We start from the raw sequence: 17350 nt of genomic DNA, 5'->3' as shown, positions 1-17350 counted from the left end.
TATGTACTTTCCGAGGACTCCAGATGGCATACTCATATACCGAAAAAAAACGGATCCGTAAGAATTTTGGTAAATTGCCCCAAGTAATGGATGTTCCGTACTTATTGTCGATTCAAGTCGACTCGTACAGAACATTTTTGCAAGATGGTAAGGCGCCAAAAAATCGCGAAGATCTCGGTCTCCAAGCCGCATTTCGTTCAGTTTTCCCTATCGAAAGTTATTCTGGCAATGCTGCTTTAGAATTTGTTGAGTATAGCCTTGGTAAGCCTGAGTTTGATGTCCGCGAATGTATTCTTCGTGGTTCAACTTATGCTGCACCAATGCGCGTAAAGATTCGTCTGATCATTAAAGATCGCGAAACAAAATCAATTAAAGACGTACGTGAACAAGAAGTTTACATGGGTGAAATGCCACTCATGACCGAAAACGGTACGTTTGTTATTAATGGTACTGAGCGTGTAATCGTATCTCAATTACATCGTTCTCCGGGTGTGTTCTTCGACAGCGATAAAGGCAAAACACACGCAAACAAAACATTGTATTCTGCACGAATTATTCCTTACCGTGGTTCATGGTTAGATTTTGAATTTGATGCAAAAGATTTAGTTTATGTACGTATCGACCGTCGTCGTAAATTACTTGCAACAGTAATTTTACGTGCGTTGAACTATACAGATGAACAAATTCTGAACTTGTTCTACGAAAAAGTACCTGTATATGTAGATATGGGTAGCTATCAAATTGAACTTGTTCCAGATCGCCTACGTGGTGAAATGGCACAATTTGATATTGTAGATGCAAATGGTAAAGTAATTGTTGAACAAGGCAAGCGTATTAACGCACGTCACGTTCGTCAAATGGAATCAGTTGGGTTAGATAAACTTGCTGTACCAGATGAATATTTATATGAGCGTATTACAGCTGAAGATATTACATTACGTGATGGCGAAGTAATTCCAGCAAATACATTGCTTAGCCACGAAATTATGGTGAAGTTAGCTGAAGGTGGTATTAAGCAATTTAATATCCTATTCACAAATGACATCGACCGTGGTTCTTATATTGCTGATTCTTTACGTGCAGACGTAACACGCGACCGTGATGAAGCACTTGTAGAAATCTACAAAGTAATGCGTCCGGGCGAGCCACCAACAAAAGAAGCAGCTGAAAACTTATTCTCAAATCTGTTCTTTGCTTCAGAGCGTTATGATCTATCGCCTGTTGGTCGTATGAAGTTTAACCGTCGTTTAGGACGTCCATACGAAGTTGGTACAGATCAAAAATCACGTGCAATTGAAGGTATTTTATCTAACGATGACATTATTGATGTAATGCGCACGTTAGTTGAAATCCGTAATGGTAAAGGTGAAGTAGACGATATTGACCATTTAGGTAACCGTCGTGTACGTTCTGTTGGTGAAATGACAGAAAACCAATTCCGTGTAGGTTTAGTGCGTGTAGAGCGTGCAGTTAAAGAGCGTTTAAGCCAAGCTGAGACAGATAACCTATCTCCGCAAGATTTAATCAACGCAAAACCTGTTGCTGCTGCAATCAAAGAATTCTTTGGTTCAAGCCAATTATCTCAGTTCATGGATCAAAATAACCCATTGTCTGAGATTACGCATAAGCGTCGTGTATCGGCTCTTGGTCCAGGTGGTTTAACCCGTGAACGTGCAGGCTTTGAGGTACGTGACGTACACCATACACACTATGGTCGTGTTTGCCCGATTGAAACACCTGAAGGTCCAAACATTGGTCTGATCAACTCTTTATCTGTATATGCAAAAGCAAACCACTTTGGTTTCTTAGAAACGCCATACCGTAAAGTTGTTGAAGGTCGTGTAACTGAAGAAACAGAATACCTATCTGCTATTGAAGAAGTGGGTACTGTTATTGCACAAGCCGATGCAGCAGTAGATGCTGGCGGTAATTTACTTGATGAAATGGTTACTGTACGTCATCAAGGTGAAACAGTACGTATGCCTCCTGAGCGTGTAACGCACATGGATGTATCAGCTCAACAGGTTGTATCTGTTGCAGCATCACTTATTCCATTCCTTGAACACGATGATGCCAACCGTGCATTGATGGGTTCAAACATGCAACGTCAGGCTGTACCAACATTACTTGCGGACAAACCGTTAGTAGGTACAGGCATGGAAGCAAACGTAGCACGCGACTCTGGTGTTTGTGTAATTGCAAATCGTGGTGGTGTGATTGAGTACGTTGATGCTTCACGTGTTGTAATTCGTGTAAACGAAGAAGAAATGGTTGCGGGTGAAGCTGGTGTAGATATCTACAACCTCATTAAGTACACACGTTCTAACCAAAACACATGTATTAACCAAAAAGTATTGGTAAACATGGGTGATAAAGTTGGTGCTGGTGATGTTCTTGCTGATGGTCCATCAACAGATGGCGGTGAGCTTGCACTTGGTCAAAACATGCGCGTTGCGTTCATGACGTGGAATGGTTACAACTATGAGGATTCGATTCTTTTATCTGAACGAGTTCTACAAGAAGACCGCTTAACGTCAATCCACATTCAAGAATTATCTTGTGTGGCACGTGATACGAAATTGGGTGCTGAAGAAATTACAGCCGATATTCCAAACGTGGGCGAAGCTGCACTTTCTAAACTTGATGAAGCAGGTATTGTTTACATCGGTGCAGAAGTAACAGCAGGCGATATCCTTGTTGGTAAAGTAACGCCAAAAGGTGAAACGCAATTAACACCTGAAGAAAAGCTACTTCGTGCAATCTTTGGTGAAAAAGCAGCAGACGTAAAAGATTCATCTTTACGCGTGCCATCGGGTACTAAAGGTACTGTAATTGACGTTCAAGTCTTTACACGTGATGGTTTAGAAAAAGATGAGCGTGCGCTTGCAATTGAAAAAGCACAGCTTGATGCTTACCGTAAAGACTTAAAAGAAGAATACAAAATCTTCGAAGAAGCTGCACGCGAGCGTATCTTACGTTTATTGAAAGACCAACCATCAAATGGTGGTGGTACAACAAAACGTGGTGACAAGCTAACTGAAGATGTATTGTCTCGTTTAGAGATGGTTGATCTTTTAGAAATTCAACCAGTAGACGAAGCAATCGCTGAGCGTTTAACTCAAATTCAAGTGTACTTGAAAGAGAAAGGCTTAGAGATTGATGAGAAATTTGCTGAGAAGAAACGCAAACTTGCAACAGGTGACGAATTAACAACAGGTGTTCTTAAAGTTGTTAAAGTTTACTTGGCTGTAAAACGTCGCATCCAACCGGGTGATAAGATGGCGGGTCGTCATGGTAACAAAGGTGTTGTATCTAACATCTTGCCAGTAGAAGACATGCCACATGATGCAAACGGTGTACCTGTTGATGTTGTGCTTAACCCGCTAGGTGTACCTTCACGTATGAACGTGGGGCAGATTCTAGAAACCCATTTAGGTTTAGCGGCAAAAGGCTTGGGTGAGCAAATTGATAAGATGCTCCAACAGCAACGTACAATTGCAGAATTGCGCGAATTCTTAGATAAGATCTACAACAAAGTAGGTGGTGAGCAAGAAGATCTCAACAGTTTAACTGATGATGAAGTTCTTGTACTTGCAGGTAACCTGAAAAAAGGTGTACCGCTTGCAACACCTGTATTTGATGGTGCTGAAGAAGAGCAAATCAAAGAATTGTTAGAATTATCTCAAGTGCCACGTACTGGTCAGCAAACATTGTTTGACGGACGTACAGGTGAACAATTCGATCGCCCTGTAACAGTAGGTTACATGTACATGCTTAAACTTAACCACTTGGTTGATGACAAAATGCATGCACGTTCTACAGGTTCTTACTCATTAGTAACGCAACAACCGCTTGGTGGTAAAGCACAGTTTGGTGGTCAGCGTTTTGGTGAGATGGAAGTTTGGGCGTTAGAGGCATACGGTGCAGCATATACGCTTCAAGAAATGCTAACCGTTAAATCGGATGATGTAGAAGGTCGTACGCGTATCTATAAGAACATTGTAGATAACAATCACTACATGGATCCGGGTATGCCTGAATCGTTCAACGTATTGACCAAAGAGATCCGTTCTTTAGGTATCAACATTGAACTGAAAAATGGTGACTAAGCGTTCAGCTCGCTAATTTTCAGACAAAACAATATTTGTGACCCTGCCGAGTGAGTAATGCTCCTCGGCTCACGGAGAAAAGAATTGAAAGACTTGCTCGATATCATGCGCAAAAAAACGGACTCTGAAGGTCATGCTCCATTAGAGTTTGATCGTATCCGTATTGGTCTTGCGTCACCAGAAATGATTAAGTCATGGTCTCATGGTGAAGTTAAAAAGCCTGAGACAATTAACTATCGTACGTTCAAACCAGAACGTGATGGTTTATTCTGTGCCAAAATCTTTGGTCCAGTAAAAGATTACGAATGCTTGTGTGGTAAATACAAGCGTATGAAGTATAAAGGCGTCATTTGTGAAAAATGTGGCGTTGAAGTAACAACTGCAAAAGTTCGTCGTGACCGTATGGGTCATATCGACCTTGCATCTCCTGTTGCACATATTTGGTTTTTAAAATCATTACCAAGCCGTATTGGTTTACTTCTTGATATGACATTACGTGATATCGAGCGTGTATTGTATTTTGAATCTTACGTGGTAACAGACCCAGGCATGACACCGCTTGAGAAGTACCAACTTCTTAACGATGAAGAATACTTTACCGCACTTGAAGAGCACGGTGATGAATTCTCTGCAAAAATGGGTGCAGAAGCAGTACAAGATTTATTAAAAGATATCGATCTTGAAGCGGAAATTGCACGTTTACGTGAAGAAATTCCACAAACAACTTCAGAAACGAAGCTTAAAAAAGCATCTAAACGTTTGAAGTTAATGGAAGCTTTTAACGATTCAAACAACAAGCCAGAATGGATGGTGATGAACGTACTTCCTGTACTTCCACCAGATTTACGTCCGCTTGTACCACTTGAAGGTGGTCGTTTCGCGACATCTGACTTAAACGATTTGTATCGTCGTGTGATTAACCGTAACAACCGTTTGAAGCGTCTTTTAGACCTTGCAGCACCAGATATTATCGTACGTAACGAAAAACGTATGTTACAAGAATCTGTTGATGCATTGCTTGATAACGGTCGTCGTGGTCGTGCAATTACAGGTTCTAACAAACGTCCGCTTAAGTCTTTGGCAGATATGATCAAAGGTAAGCAAGGTCGTTTCCGTCAAAACTTACTTGGTAAGCGTGTTGACTATTCAGGTCGTTCTGTAATTACAGTAGGTCCTACTTTACGTCTTCACCAATGTGGTCTTCCAAAGAAAATGGCACTTGAATTATTCAAACCATTTATTTTTGCGAAACTACAAGCATCAGGTCAAGCAACAACCATTAAAGCTGCGAAGAAAATGGTTGAACGTGAAACACCAGAGGTTTGGGACGTACTTGCAAACGTAATTCGTCAACATCCTGTAATGTTGAACCGTGCGCCAACACTTCACCGTTTAGGTTTACAAGCATTTGAACCGACGCTAATTGAAGGTAAAGCAATCCGTTTACACCCACTCGTATGTGCTGCGTTTAACGCCGACTTCGATGGTGACCAAATGGCGGTACACGTTCCATTGACATTAGAAGCACAGCTAGAAGCACGTGCATTAATGATGTCGACGAACAACATCTTATCACCTGCAAATGGTGAGCCGATTATCGTTCCTTCTCAGGACGTTGTCTTAGGTCTTTATTACATCACGCGTGATGCGGTAAATGCAAAAGGCGAAGGCATGATGTTTGCTGATACTCACGAAGTAAACCGTGCGTTAGCAACAGGTCAAGTGGCAATGCATGCACGCGTAAAAGTACGTGTACATCAAACGGTTATTAACGAAAATGGTGAGCGTGAACAGCAAACAATTATCGTTGATACAACGCCAGGTCGTTGCCTACTTTGGGAAGTTGTACCTCAAGGTTTAAGCTTTGAGATGGTTAACATTGAGATGACTAAAAAGAACATCTCTAAGTTAATTAACACTTGCTACCGTAAGCTTGGTTTAAAAGACTCTGTTATTTTTGCAGATCAATTAATGTACCTTGGTTTCCGTCAAGCAACACGCTCAGGTGTGTCTGTTGGTATGGAAGACATGGTCATTCCACCTGCAAAACAAAGCATTATTGATAAAGCTGAAGCTGAAGTTCGTGAAATTGAAGATCAGTTTGAGCAAGGCTTTGTCACAGCTGGTGAGCGTTATAACAAAGTTGTCGATATTTGGGCGCGTACAAACGACCAAGTTGCTAAAGCGATGATGGATAACTTGTCATTTACCGATGTGGTAAATAAACAAGGTGAAGTTGAAAAGCAGAAATCGTTCAACAGTATCTACATGATGTCTGACTCTGGTGCGCGTGGTAGTGCTGCACAGATTCGTCAGCTTGCAGGTATGCGTGGCTTGATGGCAAAACCAGATGGCTCGATTATTGAAACGCCAATTAAAGCGAACTTCCGTGAAGGTCTAACAGTACTTCAGTACTTTATTTCAACACACGGTGCACGTAAAGGTCTTGCCGATACAGCATTGAAGACAGCGAACTCGGGTTACTTGACACGTCGTTTAGTAGACGTTGCACAAGATTTAGTAATTACAGAACCAGACTGTGGTACTACAGGCGGTCTTGTAATGACACCTCTCATTCAAGGTGGCGATGTAATCGAAGCATTACGTGATCGCGTATTGGGTCGTGTAACGGCTGAAGACGTGAAACGTGCAGCAGACGATGAAGTCGTTCTTGCAAAAGGCACTTTAATCGACGAGAAGATTGCAGCGTATCTAGAAGAAGCTGGTGTGGATGAAGTGAAGGTTCGTTCAGTTGTAAACTGTGAATCTGCATTTGGTGTTTGTGCGAAGTGTTATGGTCGTGACCTTGCACGTGGTCACTTGGTAAATCCAGGTGAATCTGTGGGTGTAATGGCTGCTCAATCAATTGGTGAGCCAGGTACACAGTTAACGATGCGTACATTCCACGTAGGTGGTGCTGCAAGCCGTACATCTGCTGCAAACAGTGTACAAGTACGTAACAAAGGTACAGTACGTTTCCACAACGTGAAAACAGTACAGCACAACAAAGGTCACTTGGTATCAGTTTCACGTTCAGGTGAAGTCGGTATTGCAGATGAGCTAGGTCGTGAGCGCGAGCGTTATAAACTTCCATATGGTGCAAGCATCTTACTTAAAGATGGTGAAGCTGTAGAGGCTGGCGGTATTGTTGCCACTTGGGATCCGCATACACATCCACTTGTTACAGAAGTATCTGGTAAAGCACGTTTCTCACAAATTGTGGACGGTGCAACAGCAACATCTAAAACAGATGATGCAACTGGTATGACAACGGTTGAAATCTTACCTGTAACGGCTCGTCCGGCATCTGGTAAAGATATGCGTCCTGCGATTGTATTAGATACACCAGAAGGCGAAGAGCAATTCTACTTCTTACCACAAAACACAATTGTGACTGTTCGTGATGGCGAAACAATTGGTGTGGGTGATGTAATTGGTCGTGTACCACAAGAAACGTCACGTACGCGTGATATTACCGGTGGTCTACCACGTGTTGCCGATTTGTTCGAAGCACGTAAGCCAAAAGAACACGCAATCCTTGCAGAAATTTCAGGTGTTGTGAGCTTTGGTAAAGAGACTAAAGGTAAAAACCGTTTAGTGATTACACCAGATGATGGTTCTGAAATTTACGAAGAATTGATTCCAAAATGGCGTCAAATCAACGTGTTTGAGGGCGAGCATGTAAACCGTGGTGAGGTCGTTTCTGATGGTCCTCAAAACCCACATGACATCTTGCGCTTAAAAGGTGAAGTTGCATTAACTAACTACATCGTAAATGAAGTACAAGACGTTTACCGTCTCCAAGGTGTAAAAATCAACGATAAGCATATTGAAGTAATCGTACGTCAAATGCTTCGTAAAGTTGATGTGTTGGATGGTGGTGATACAAGCTTCATCAAAGGTGAGCAAATCGACTACATCCGTGTTGTTCAAGAAAACCAAGCAGTATTGGCGCAAAACAAATTCCCTGCGAAATTTGATCGTCAATTAATGGGTATTACGAAAGCATCGCTTTCTACAGACTCATTTATCTCTGCGGCGTCTTTCCAAGAAACAACGCGTGTGTTAACTGAAGCTGCTGTAACAGGTAAAGAAGATGATTTACGTGGTCTTAAAGAAAACGTAGTTGTTGGTCGTCTGATTCCTGCAGGTACTGGTTTAGCGCATCATTTAGAGCGTCGTCGTCAAGAAGCAGAAGCTGCTGAATTTGAACTAGCGAATGACTTTAGTGATGTTGATCAAGCATTCAGCCAAGCATTAAACGAAGAACTTTAAGTTTAATGTTTAGAAAAAAGGCACCTTCGGGTGCCTTTTTTTATATAGAGTCTGCTTTTTCAATAACTAAGATTCTAGCAACTCCTTTGGGGTGAGCCACATGTTCTATACCAGTATTGGCATAAAATATATCACCCTCATACAGTATTGTATTTTTAACCGCGTTATTTTCTTTGTAATACATTTTTACACAACCATCAATAACGACAAAAACTTCCGAACCATCATTGATATGCCAAATATAAGGTTGATCCGTCCAATGTAAACGTACACTAGCTCCTTCAATTGTGGCAATATCTAACCCATCCCACGCTTTTTTCCCTGTAAAATTTTTACTTCTAATAATATCCATATTCCAACTCCTTTAAAGATATAGTGTTATAACTTAGCTTATTGTTTTATTTATTTAATGGGTATTAAATATGCAAATCCGCCAAGCGACTCTACAAGATATTCCAACAATCACAGAAATTTATAACCATGCGGTGGTACATACGACTGCTATCTGGAATGACGAAGAAGTAACTGTCAAAAACCGTGAACAATGGCTATTGGCAAAGCAACAGCTTGGTTATCCTGTTTTAGTGATTTGTGATGATGAACAGGTAATGGGTTATGCTACGTTTGGTAATTGGCGTGATTTCGATGGCTATAAATTTACGGTTGAACACTCAGTTTATGTGCATCCACAGCATCATAAAAAAGGCTTAGGATTAAAGCTTTTGGAAGCTTTAATATTAGAAGCCAAAAAGTTAAACAAACATATCATGGTGGCAGGTATAGAAGCGCAAAATTTAGGATCGGTTAAACTTCATCAAAAACTTGGCTTTAAAGAGGTGGGTACATTTAAACAAGTTGGATTTAAATTTAACCAATGGCTCGATTTAACCTTTTTTGAGTTAAAACTTTGAGTGCATGCGCTGTTGCCATACTTCTTGGCTTTGCGGTTTTACAAACAATGCAATAATCTCAGAATGCTGTTTTTTTATTGTTGCTTCAATGCGATTAACAACTGTCTCAATTTCGTCTGAGGTTAGTCCATCTTTAAATTCTAAACTGAGCGATGCAATTACTTGCTGTGCGCCCATTTGTTGGGTAAGTACACCATTAGCAGATAATACCGCTTCATCATATTGAGCAATATTGATAATACTTTGTCTAAGCGCAGGATCGGCAACTTCTCCCATCAGCAAACCTTTGGTTTCTCGTGCCATTAAAAAAGCAGCTACTGCTAAAATGACAGCAATAATGACTGATGCAATACCATCTAATATAGGGAGTGCTAACGTATGTGAAAAGTATACTCCTAAAAATGCTACAACAAGACCGAGTAATGCAGCACTATCTTCAAATAAAACGGTAAAGGTAGTCGGATCTTTACTTTTTCTAAAAGCTTCAAAATAACCCATATTTTTTTTATATTTTTTAAAGCCTTTGAGCGCAGCAAACCAAGAAATACCTTCACAAATAAAAGATATGCCTAAAATAATATAATTGATGGTGGCAGATTGCAGGGGTTCGGGATGTAAAATATGCGAAATTCCTTCGTATAAAGACACTAACGAGCCTAAAGAAAAAACAAGCAATGACACAATAAATGCCCAAAAGTAAAGCTCACGACCATAACCAAAAGGATGTGAAGCATCAGGAGCTTGTTTTGATTTTTTTAAACCGTAGAGTAATAAAATTTCGTTTACTGTATCTACTACGGAGTGTACGGCTTCGCTGAGCATGGCAGAGCTTGAAGTAATAAAAGCGGCAACAAATTTTGCAATGGCAATCACAAGGTTGCCTAATAGGGCAATATAAACTACAAGTTTATTCTCATTCTGTTCTGACATTGTTTGCCTATTATTTTGTGTTTTGATGAGTATAACCTGAATTATAGATAAGATCATACTTGGGTTCGTATATTAAATGAATGACGTATAGAGAAAGATGCATTGTTAATTCAAAATAAATACCATCTAAAGCTTTGTTGAGTGGTAAAGAAAAAGTATCAACAAAATAATTGTTATAAAAAAGCCCCGTATAAACGGGGCTTAAAGATTAGGCTTTAGGTTTGATCCAAAATTTATAGGCAATTCCAAGGAGAATAAGCCAAACTGCACCCACATACAAAGCAGGGCGTGTATCAGGGAAATAGCCAATCATACCAATCACAAATACCATAAATAAGGTTGCTAAAATTGGGGCAATTGGAAAGCCAATCATTGGAAAATCAAGGGCTTTAATCTCTTCTTTACTGAGTTTTTTACGCATACCTAAATGTGAAAGTAAAATCATCAGCCACACATAAACTGTAGCAAATGTTGCAATTGATGCAATGATTTCAAACACATTTTCAGGGATTAAGTAATTTAGTACAACACCAATTAACAATACACCTGCCATCACAATTACTGTCATCCATGGCACACCACGTTTTGATGTTTTACCAAAAACAGCAGGTGCTTGTCCTTTTTTAGACATGCCGTACATCATACGTCCTGCACCAAAAACATCACCATTGATTGCAGAAATAGCAGCCGTAATAACGACAATATTTAATACAGCTGCGGCAGATTTAATACCTAAACTTTCAAAAATTTGAACAAATGGGCTACCCTGACTACCAATCTCATTCCAAGGATAAATAGACATCAACACAAAGATGGTAAGCACATAAAATAAAATAATACGGATAGGGACAGCATTGATGGCGCTTGGAATGGCTTTTTTAGGGTCTTCAGTTTCGCCTGCGGTAATGCCAATAATTTCGATACCACCAAATGCAAACACAACCACAGAAAAACAAGCAATAAAGCCTGCAATACCATTTGGCATAAAACCACCATGTTGCCAAAGGTTAGCAATACCTGGTGTAAATTCTGCATGAGGTACATGAAAACCATAAAAAATAATGCCTAAGCCACCTAAAATCATGGCAACAATAGCACTGACTTTGATAATAGAGAGCCAAAACTCAAGTTCACCATAAACTTTAACGTGAATGAGGTTAATGGCACCTAAGAAAAAAATGAGTGATAAAATCCAGATCCAACGCGCTACATTGGGAAACCAAAATCCCATATAAATACCAAAAGCAGTGACGTCTGCAATAGCCACAATGACCATCTCAAACACATAAGTCCAACCTGCTGTGAAACCTGCAAAAGGTGTAATATATTCAGAAGCATAATGGCTAAAAGAGTCTGAAACGGGATGATGAACAGCCATTTCGCCCAAAGCACGCATCACAATATAGATGGCTAAACCTGCAATCATATATGCTAAAAGTACGGAGGGACCTGCAAGTTTAATTGCAGAAGCTGAACCATAAAAAAGCCCTGTGCCAATTGCTGAGCCCAAGGCTAAAAATCGTATGTGGCGTGTATTGAGTCCACGCTTTAAAGACGAGGTCTGTGACATTATTTACTCCAATCCTTAGCATATATTGTATAGAAGCTCCTAGAACAGGTCACAAAATATTACCTAATTATTTTTCTTTGTTTATTTTTTGCTCAAACTTTAATTTTTAAAATAATATAACCAACCTTTTTAGTTGGAATTTTAATCAAATAAAAACTATTAATTGGGTGAAAATTAAACTTGATTTATTTAATCGGATTAATAAATAAATATTTAAAATAATCAGTATCTTATTAATATTATGAACAAAATAAGTAAAAATAAATCTTGCACAAATTAAAATCAAATTTTAATATTCGCTTAATAATTACAGGGGTAAACAAAATGTTGAAAAAAACATTGGTATTAGCGTTATTAGCTGCATCTTCTGCATCTTTTGCAAGTAACTGGCAAGTTAAAGTAGGCGGTAGCGTACTTGCACCAACAGAAAACCACAATACATTGGCAAATGGTACAGTCACTGATGCTAAAGTAGACAATGGATATAGCTTTACACCTTCTATCGAATATTTCTTTAACGACACAGGTTTATCTGCTGAATTATTATTAGCTACTCCGTTTAAACATGATGTAACTGCTAAAGTTAATGGTCAGAACCAAAAAATTGCTGACTTTAAGCATTTGCCACCAACATTAACAGCTAAATATAACTTTAAAAACTCTACAGGGTTTACACCGTACATTGGTGCAGGTTTAACTGTTGCGATTCCTTTCCAAGAACATACTGCGGGTGCAATTGAAGGTAAAAAATTAAAAGCAGAAACGGCATACGGTGCAGCTGGACAAGTTGGTTTTACATTTGCTCCTGCTGATGCAAAAAACTGGTCTGTATTTGTTGATACCCGTTATGCACGCGTAGAATCTGACTTAAAATTAGATGGTCAGAAAATTGGCACATTAAAAATTAATCCATGGGTTTACACTGCTGGTTTTGCATACCGTTTCTAATTGAGTTTAGAGTAATTAACCTCACCTTGTGGTGAGGTTTTTTTATACAAAAATAAACGCAACTTTATGTCTAAAAAATCTATGCTAATAAATAGAACTCCAAGGAGGATTGAGCATGAAAAAATTATTGGGATTATTATTATTTGGTACAATGAGCTTAGGGCATGCAGCAAGCTTTCCATGTACTCAAGCAAAAACTTCAACAGAAAAGACGATTTGTAATACAAGAAGCCTCAATGATGCCGATGTAAAGTTGGTGACTATTTATAATATTGTATTGCATGCTGTACCTATGGGAGGGCGTGATGATGAAAAAAGCGCACAGTACCAATGGCTAAAAAAACGGAATACCTGCGGGGCAGATGGGCAGTGTATTGCCAATGCTTATTCTATACGCCAACAGCACTTAGACAGTATTATTAATAACCGTGTGCTTACTCAAGGACCTTTTTGAGTAAAAAACATTAAAATTAAACTTGAAAATGAGTAGAGTCACTCCATTTTTAAAGCATTGAATACAATAAATGTTGAAGGAGTGATTCATGAGTGAGCAAAATGCTTCAAAAAATTATACGTTTCAGACAGAAGTTGCACAGCTACTGCATTTAGTAACGCATTCACTTTATTCAAACCCTGAAATCTTTTTACGTGAATTGATCTCAAATGCGTCAGATGCGTGTGATAAATTACGTTTTGAAGGCATTAATCAACCTGATTTATACGAAAATGACCCTGATTTGCATGTACGTGTAACGCTAGATAAAGAAAATAAAAAAATTATTATTTCGGATAATGGTATTGGCTTAAATCAACAAGAAGCCATTGATAATTTAGGTACCATTGCAAAATCAGGTACTAAAGACTTTATGTCTAAACTGACGGGCGATCAGAAATCTGATGCTCAATTGATTGGTCAGTTTGGTGTAGGTTTTTATTCAGGTTTTATTGTAGCTGATAAGATTACAGTAGAGTCACGCCGTGCAGGTTTACCTGAAACTGAGGGTGTACGTTGGATTAGTGGTGGTACAGGCGAGTTTGAAGTTCAGCAAATTGATAAAGCACCTCGCGGTACAGATATCATTCTACATTTACGTGATGATGCGTTAGATTATTTAGAGTCTTATAAAGCAAAACAGATTATTAATAAATATTCTGACCACATTAGCTTGCCAATTGAAATGCAAAAAGAAGTGTGGCAAGAAGAGGAAGTGGCTGAGGGTGAAGAACCTAAAGGCGGTCAGATGGTTAAAACTGACGAGTGGGAAGCCATTAACTCTGCAAGTGCGTTATGGACACGCAGTAAAAATGACATTACAGAAGAGCAGTACGTTGAGTTTTATAAAAACTTAACACATGACTTTGAAGCACCGATTACATGGTCGCACAATCGTGTAGAAGGGAATACGGAATATACACAACTCCTCTATATTCCAAGTAAAGCATCTCAAGATTTATTTACACGTGAAGCAAAAGCAGGCATCAAGCTATACGTAAAACGTGTCTTTATTATGGATGATGCGGATAACCTGATTCCAAACTACTTACGTTTTGTACAAGGTGTGGTGGATAGCGCAGACCTACCGCTTAATGTGAGCCGTGAGCTATTACAAGAAAGCCGTGATGTGAAACTGATCCGTGAAGGTAATGCACGCCGTGTACTCACAATGCTTGATGGTTTAGCAAAATCGGAAGATGAAAAAGACCAAGAGAAATTTAAGCAGTTCTATGCTGAGTTTGGTTCTGTTCTAAAAGAAGGATTAGGCGAAGATACGGCAAACCGTGAACGTATCTTAAAAATCTTACGTTTTGCAACATCAACCAATGATGAAGTGAGTACGTCTTTAGTAGACTATAAAGCACGTATGAAAGACGGGCAAAAAGCAATTTACTATGTAACGGCTGACAGCTTAACGGCAGCTAAAAACTCGCCACAGCTTGAGCTATTTAAGAAAAAAGGTATTGAAGTTTTACTAATGGCTGACCGTGTAGATGAGTGGGCAATGAATTTTGTGCATGAGTTTGACGGTACACCAATGCAAAGTATTGCTAAAGGTGCGGTAGATTTAGGTGACTTACAAGATGCCGAAGAGAAAAAGGCACTTGAAGAAGCACAAGCGCAGTTTAAACCTGTGGTAGATAAACTGACCGATGCACTTAAAGACAAAACCAAAGAAGTACGCTTAACGTCACGTTTAGTTGATTCTCCTGCATGTTTAGTGACAAGTGAAGGTGAACTTTCACCACAATTGGTACGTATGCTTAAACAAGCAGGGCAAGCTGTACCTGATGTGAAGCCAACGCTTGAGATTAACCCTGAGCATCCTTTAGTGAAAAAATTAGAAGGTTCTGCACAGTTTGACGACTTAGCAAATGTTATTTTTGATCAAGCGGTGATTGCTGAAGGTGGTCTACCTGAAGACCCAGCTGAATACGTCAAACGTATTAATAGTTTATTGTTGAAATAAACTAAAAAGTGCCTCAATAGAGGCACTTTTTTTAGAAGGTTGCCTCTAATTTAATACCAACATTAAATGAGTAGCCTTCTACGGCAGTTGCATCTTTGTAATAAGACAATTCATTTTCTAAATAGACCCAATCACGCCAAATAGGCAAACGCCATGCAAAATAAGGTCCCCAGTTATCAATTTCTATATCTTTTTTTTCTTTATCATATGTGCCACTTGAATAGACACCATAGCTTAGGCGGTTATTATTTTCAAATTCTTGTTGGCGGTAAAGTTTATCATCCCATGTAATTTGGGTTTCGTAGGTTTTGACAATAGAAAAATTATTAGAAGCAAATGCTTTAGATGACTGTTGTTGCGTAAAGTTAAAATGTGTTTCTGAATAGGTCTTACTTTCAGCACCATACCTAAAAACCTGTTCTGCACCCATATTAAAATCAGGTGTAATCTTCCATAGCTTTTGTGCATTGAATTCTACATACACATCGCTATTTGAATTTGACCCCAAATTTACATCACTTTGAAATGGAAAAATCCCAAATATACTATTGAAAATTTGTTGTAGCCACAGAGGTTCTTTTACCACTTTCGTTTTTTTCTTATTCGAATGCTTAAAGCCCAACTGTTTTGGTTTCTTAGTTTTTTGTTCCGCTACCAGCATACGATTTTCAAGAGAATCAGGACCAAATACAGCCATGAGCTCATCAGCTGTTGGTTCATGAGCATAGAGTGTGCAAGGAATCAAAAGAAGAAAAAAACCGTATTTCATTATTGTTGACTCAATACCTTTTGCAGGGTATCTGCTGAAACTGGTTCAGGAAGTGTATGAAGAATATCTTGAAATTTTTGCCAAGACATACCTTGTTGACGAGTAAAAAGTTTATAGGGTAAAAAATCTTCTTGAGTTGCAAGTTGTAAGCGATTTTTCCCATGCATAATTCGATAAGATTGTTGTTCTTTAAGTAAAATAACAGGTGTTTGTTTGGTTGCAGGTGCTTCTTGGATTGTGACTAAGTTAAGTTTAGAAAGTAGGGCTTTAGGAATAAACTCAACATTATAACGACTAGGAATAATAGGGCGTGCTGTCTTGTAACATTCAAATAGGCGGTCTAATTGATGAATACATGATAAAAGTCTATCAAGTGTGAGTGTTTTAACCGAATTTATTTTAACAGCAAATTTTTTGCAATAGCTTGAAACTAAATCAACCATTTTTTCACGGTCTGGTGTACCAATTAAAACCATATAACCTAAGAACTCAAAGTTTTGGCTGAGTTTCTCTGCAATATATACATGACAGTTTTGGATTTGCGATAAGTTTTTAGTTTGCGTAAACCATTCTACGTAAGGTTGTTGAGGATTAGTCTCCATAAAGTCAATACGGTACAGGGTTGGTTGTATATGCAGATGGGTAAGTAACCCTTCTTGGTCAAATAAATGAATAACGGTGTAGGATTCTTGTTGTAATGTTTTTTGACTATACTCGACATCGTTTATTAGACAATTTAACAATTGTTGCTGTTGCAGTAACCAGCGATAGGCATCGACCAATGAGCTTTTCCAACTACAATGTATTGCGCCTTTTAATGCTTGTGGAATAACCCAAATTTGCCATTGTTTTAGGGTTTGATCATACAAAATTGCCCAACCCTGCTCAGCATCTTCATTAAGCCCTTGTAATAAAAAAGAGCGCTCATGAAAAACACCTCGATAGGTTTTTTTAAATTTTGAGAGATGTAAGCATTGTACAACGTCTTTTTGAAAGTCTTGCTCTACACTTTGGTTGATGTATTCTTGCTGCGCAATATCTTTTTTACAATCTGTAAGTATATTTTTTAAATGATGTGCGGCTTTTGCTTGCTCAATGAGTGGTAATGTTTTGTTATCTATGGTTTTAAGTGTACGTTGTATGTCTTGAATAAGACGTGCTTTGTCATTTAAGTTCATAGTTTTTCAACATAGGTTTTGGCAACTTCGAGATATTTAGACAAAAGTTGATTCAAAGTGAGTTCTAACAAGGTATATTCGTGACTATGTGGATTTTGGTGCTGTAAGGTAAGTTCCACAAGCTGATCAACATCTAGGTCGCGAAAAGAAATTTTTTCTTGTAAAAAGTCTTCAATTTGTTGCATACATTTAATA

Annotated in this window: 12 protein-coding genes; 6 read left to right on the top strand and 6 right to left on the bottom strand. The window is 38.8% G+C overall.

Annotation, left to right across the window (positions count from 1 at the left end; translation table 11 throughout):
- Positions 1-23: 23 nt before the first annotated feature.
- Positions 24-4109: a DNA-directed RNA polymerase subunit beta gene (gene rpoB / locus PCI70_RS02835; protein WP_269913843.1), complete on the top strand. Its 4086-nt coding sequence runs from the start codon at positions 24-26 to the stop codon at positions 4107-4109.
- 84 nt (positions 4110-4193) lie between these two features.
- Positions 4194-8384 (top strand): DNA-directed RNA polymerase subunit beta', encoded by a 4191-nt coding sequence (gene rpoC / locus PCI70_RS02830; RefSeq protein WP_269913842.1) that lies wholly within the window; start codon positions 4194-4196, stop codon positions 8382-8384.
- 40 nt (positions 8385-8424) lie between these two features.
- Here rpoC and PCI70_RS02825 read toward each other — a convergent pair whose 3' ends face one another.
- The gene (locus tag PCI70_RS02825) at positions 8425-8736 is read right to left on the bottom strand and encodes a hypothetical protein (protein WP_269913841.1); all 312 of its coding nucleotides are present in this window, start codon (positions 8734-8736) and stop codon (positions 8425-8427) included.
- A gap of 70 nt (positions 8737-8806) precedes the next feature.
- Between PCI70_RS02825 and PCI70_RS02820 the strand changes: the two genes are divergently transcribed.
- A complete protein-coding gene (locus tag PCI70_RS02820) occupies positions 8807-9295 on the top strand; it encodes a GNAT family N-acetyltransferase (RefSeq protein ID WP_269913840.1) in 489 nt (162 codons plus the stop codon).
- On the opposite strand, the gene PCI70_RS02815 is transcribed toward PCI70_RS02820, so the two are convergent.
- Both PCI70_RS02815 and PCI70_RS02810 read right to left on the bottom strand, forming a co-directional pair.
- Complete coding sequence (locus PCI70_RS02815) at positions 9284-10225, bottom strand: cation diffusion facilitator family transporter (RefSeq protein WP_269913839.1); 942 nt, start codon at positions 10223-10225, stop codon at positions 9284-9286. The genes PCI70_RS02820 and PCI70_RS02815 overlap by 12 nt on opposite strands.
- Positions 10226-10433: 208 nt before the next feature.
- Positions 10434-11795 carry an amino acid permease gene (locus PCI70_RS02810; protein WP_269913838.1) on the bottom strand — a complete coding sequence of 454 codons (1362 nt, stop codon included), beginning with the start codon at positions 11793-11795 and terminating at the stop codon, positions 10434-10436.
- A gap of 324 nt (positions 11796-12119) precedes the next feature.
- On the opposite strand from PCI70_RS02810, the gene PCI70_RS02805 reads away from it, so the two are divergent.
- From PCI70_RS02805 to htpG, 3 genes are all read left to right on the top strand, one after another.
- Positions 12120-12743, top strand: a complete 624-nt coding sequence (locus PCI70_RS02805) for an OmpW/AlkL family protein (RefSeq protein WP_269913837.1) — start codon at positions 12120-12122, stop codon at positions 12741-12743.
- Positions 12744-12858: 115 nt separating this feature from the next.
- Complete coding sequence (locus PCI70_RS02800; protein WP_269913836.1) at positions 12859-13197, top strand: lysozyme inhibitor LprI family protein; 339 nt, start codon at positions 12859-12861, stop codon at positions 13195-13197.
- Between the two features lie 88 nt (positions 13198-13285).
- Positions 13286-15208: a molecular chaperone HtpG gene (gene htpG / locus PCI70_RS02795; RefSeq protein ID WP_269913835.1), complete on the top strand. Its 1923-nt coding sequence runs from the start codon at positions 13286-13288 to the stop codon at positions 15206-15208.
- A gap of 31 nt (positions 15209-15239) precedes the next feature.
- Here the strand turns inward: htpG and PCI70_RS02790 are convergent, their stop codons facing one another.
- The 3 genes from PCI70_RS02790 to PCI70_RS02780 are packed head-to-tail and all read right to left on the bottom strand — an operon-like array spanning position 15240 to position 17340.
- Positions 15240-15977: a hypothetical protein gene (locus tag PCI70_RS02790; RefSeq protein WP_269913834.1), complete on the bottom strand. Its 738-nt coding sequence runs from the start codon at positions 15975-15977 to the stop codon at positions 15240-15242.
- Entirely contained in the window at positions 15977-17155 is a 1179-nt protein-coding gene (locus PCI70_RS02785; protein WP_269913833.1) for a hypothetical protein, read from the bottom strand. Before PCI70_RS02785 ends, PCI70_RS02790 begins: the two co-directional genes overlap by 1 nt.
- Entirely contained in the window at positions 17152-17340 is a 189-nt protein-coding gene (locus tag PCI70_RS02780; RefSeq protein WP_269913832.1) for a hypothetical protein, read from the bottom strand. Before PCI70_RS02780 ends, PCI70_RS02785 begins: the two co-directional genes overlap by 4 nt.
- Positions 17341-17350: the final 10 nt, after the last annotated feature.

This window comes from Acinetobacter sp. HY1485 (assembly GCF_027568475.1).
Classification (GTDB): domain Bacteria; phylum Pseudomonadota; class Gammaproteobacteria; order Pseudomonadales; family Moraxellaceae; genus Acinetobacter.
Note: the sequence above shows the minus strand (reverse complement) of the source record. Positions and strands in the feature narration are given on the sequence as shown.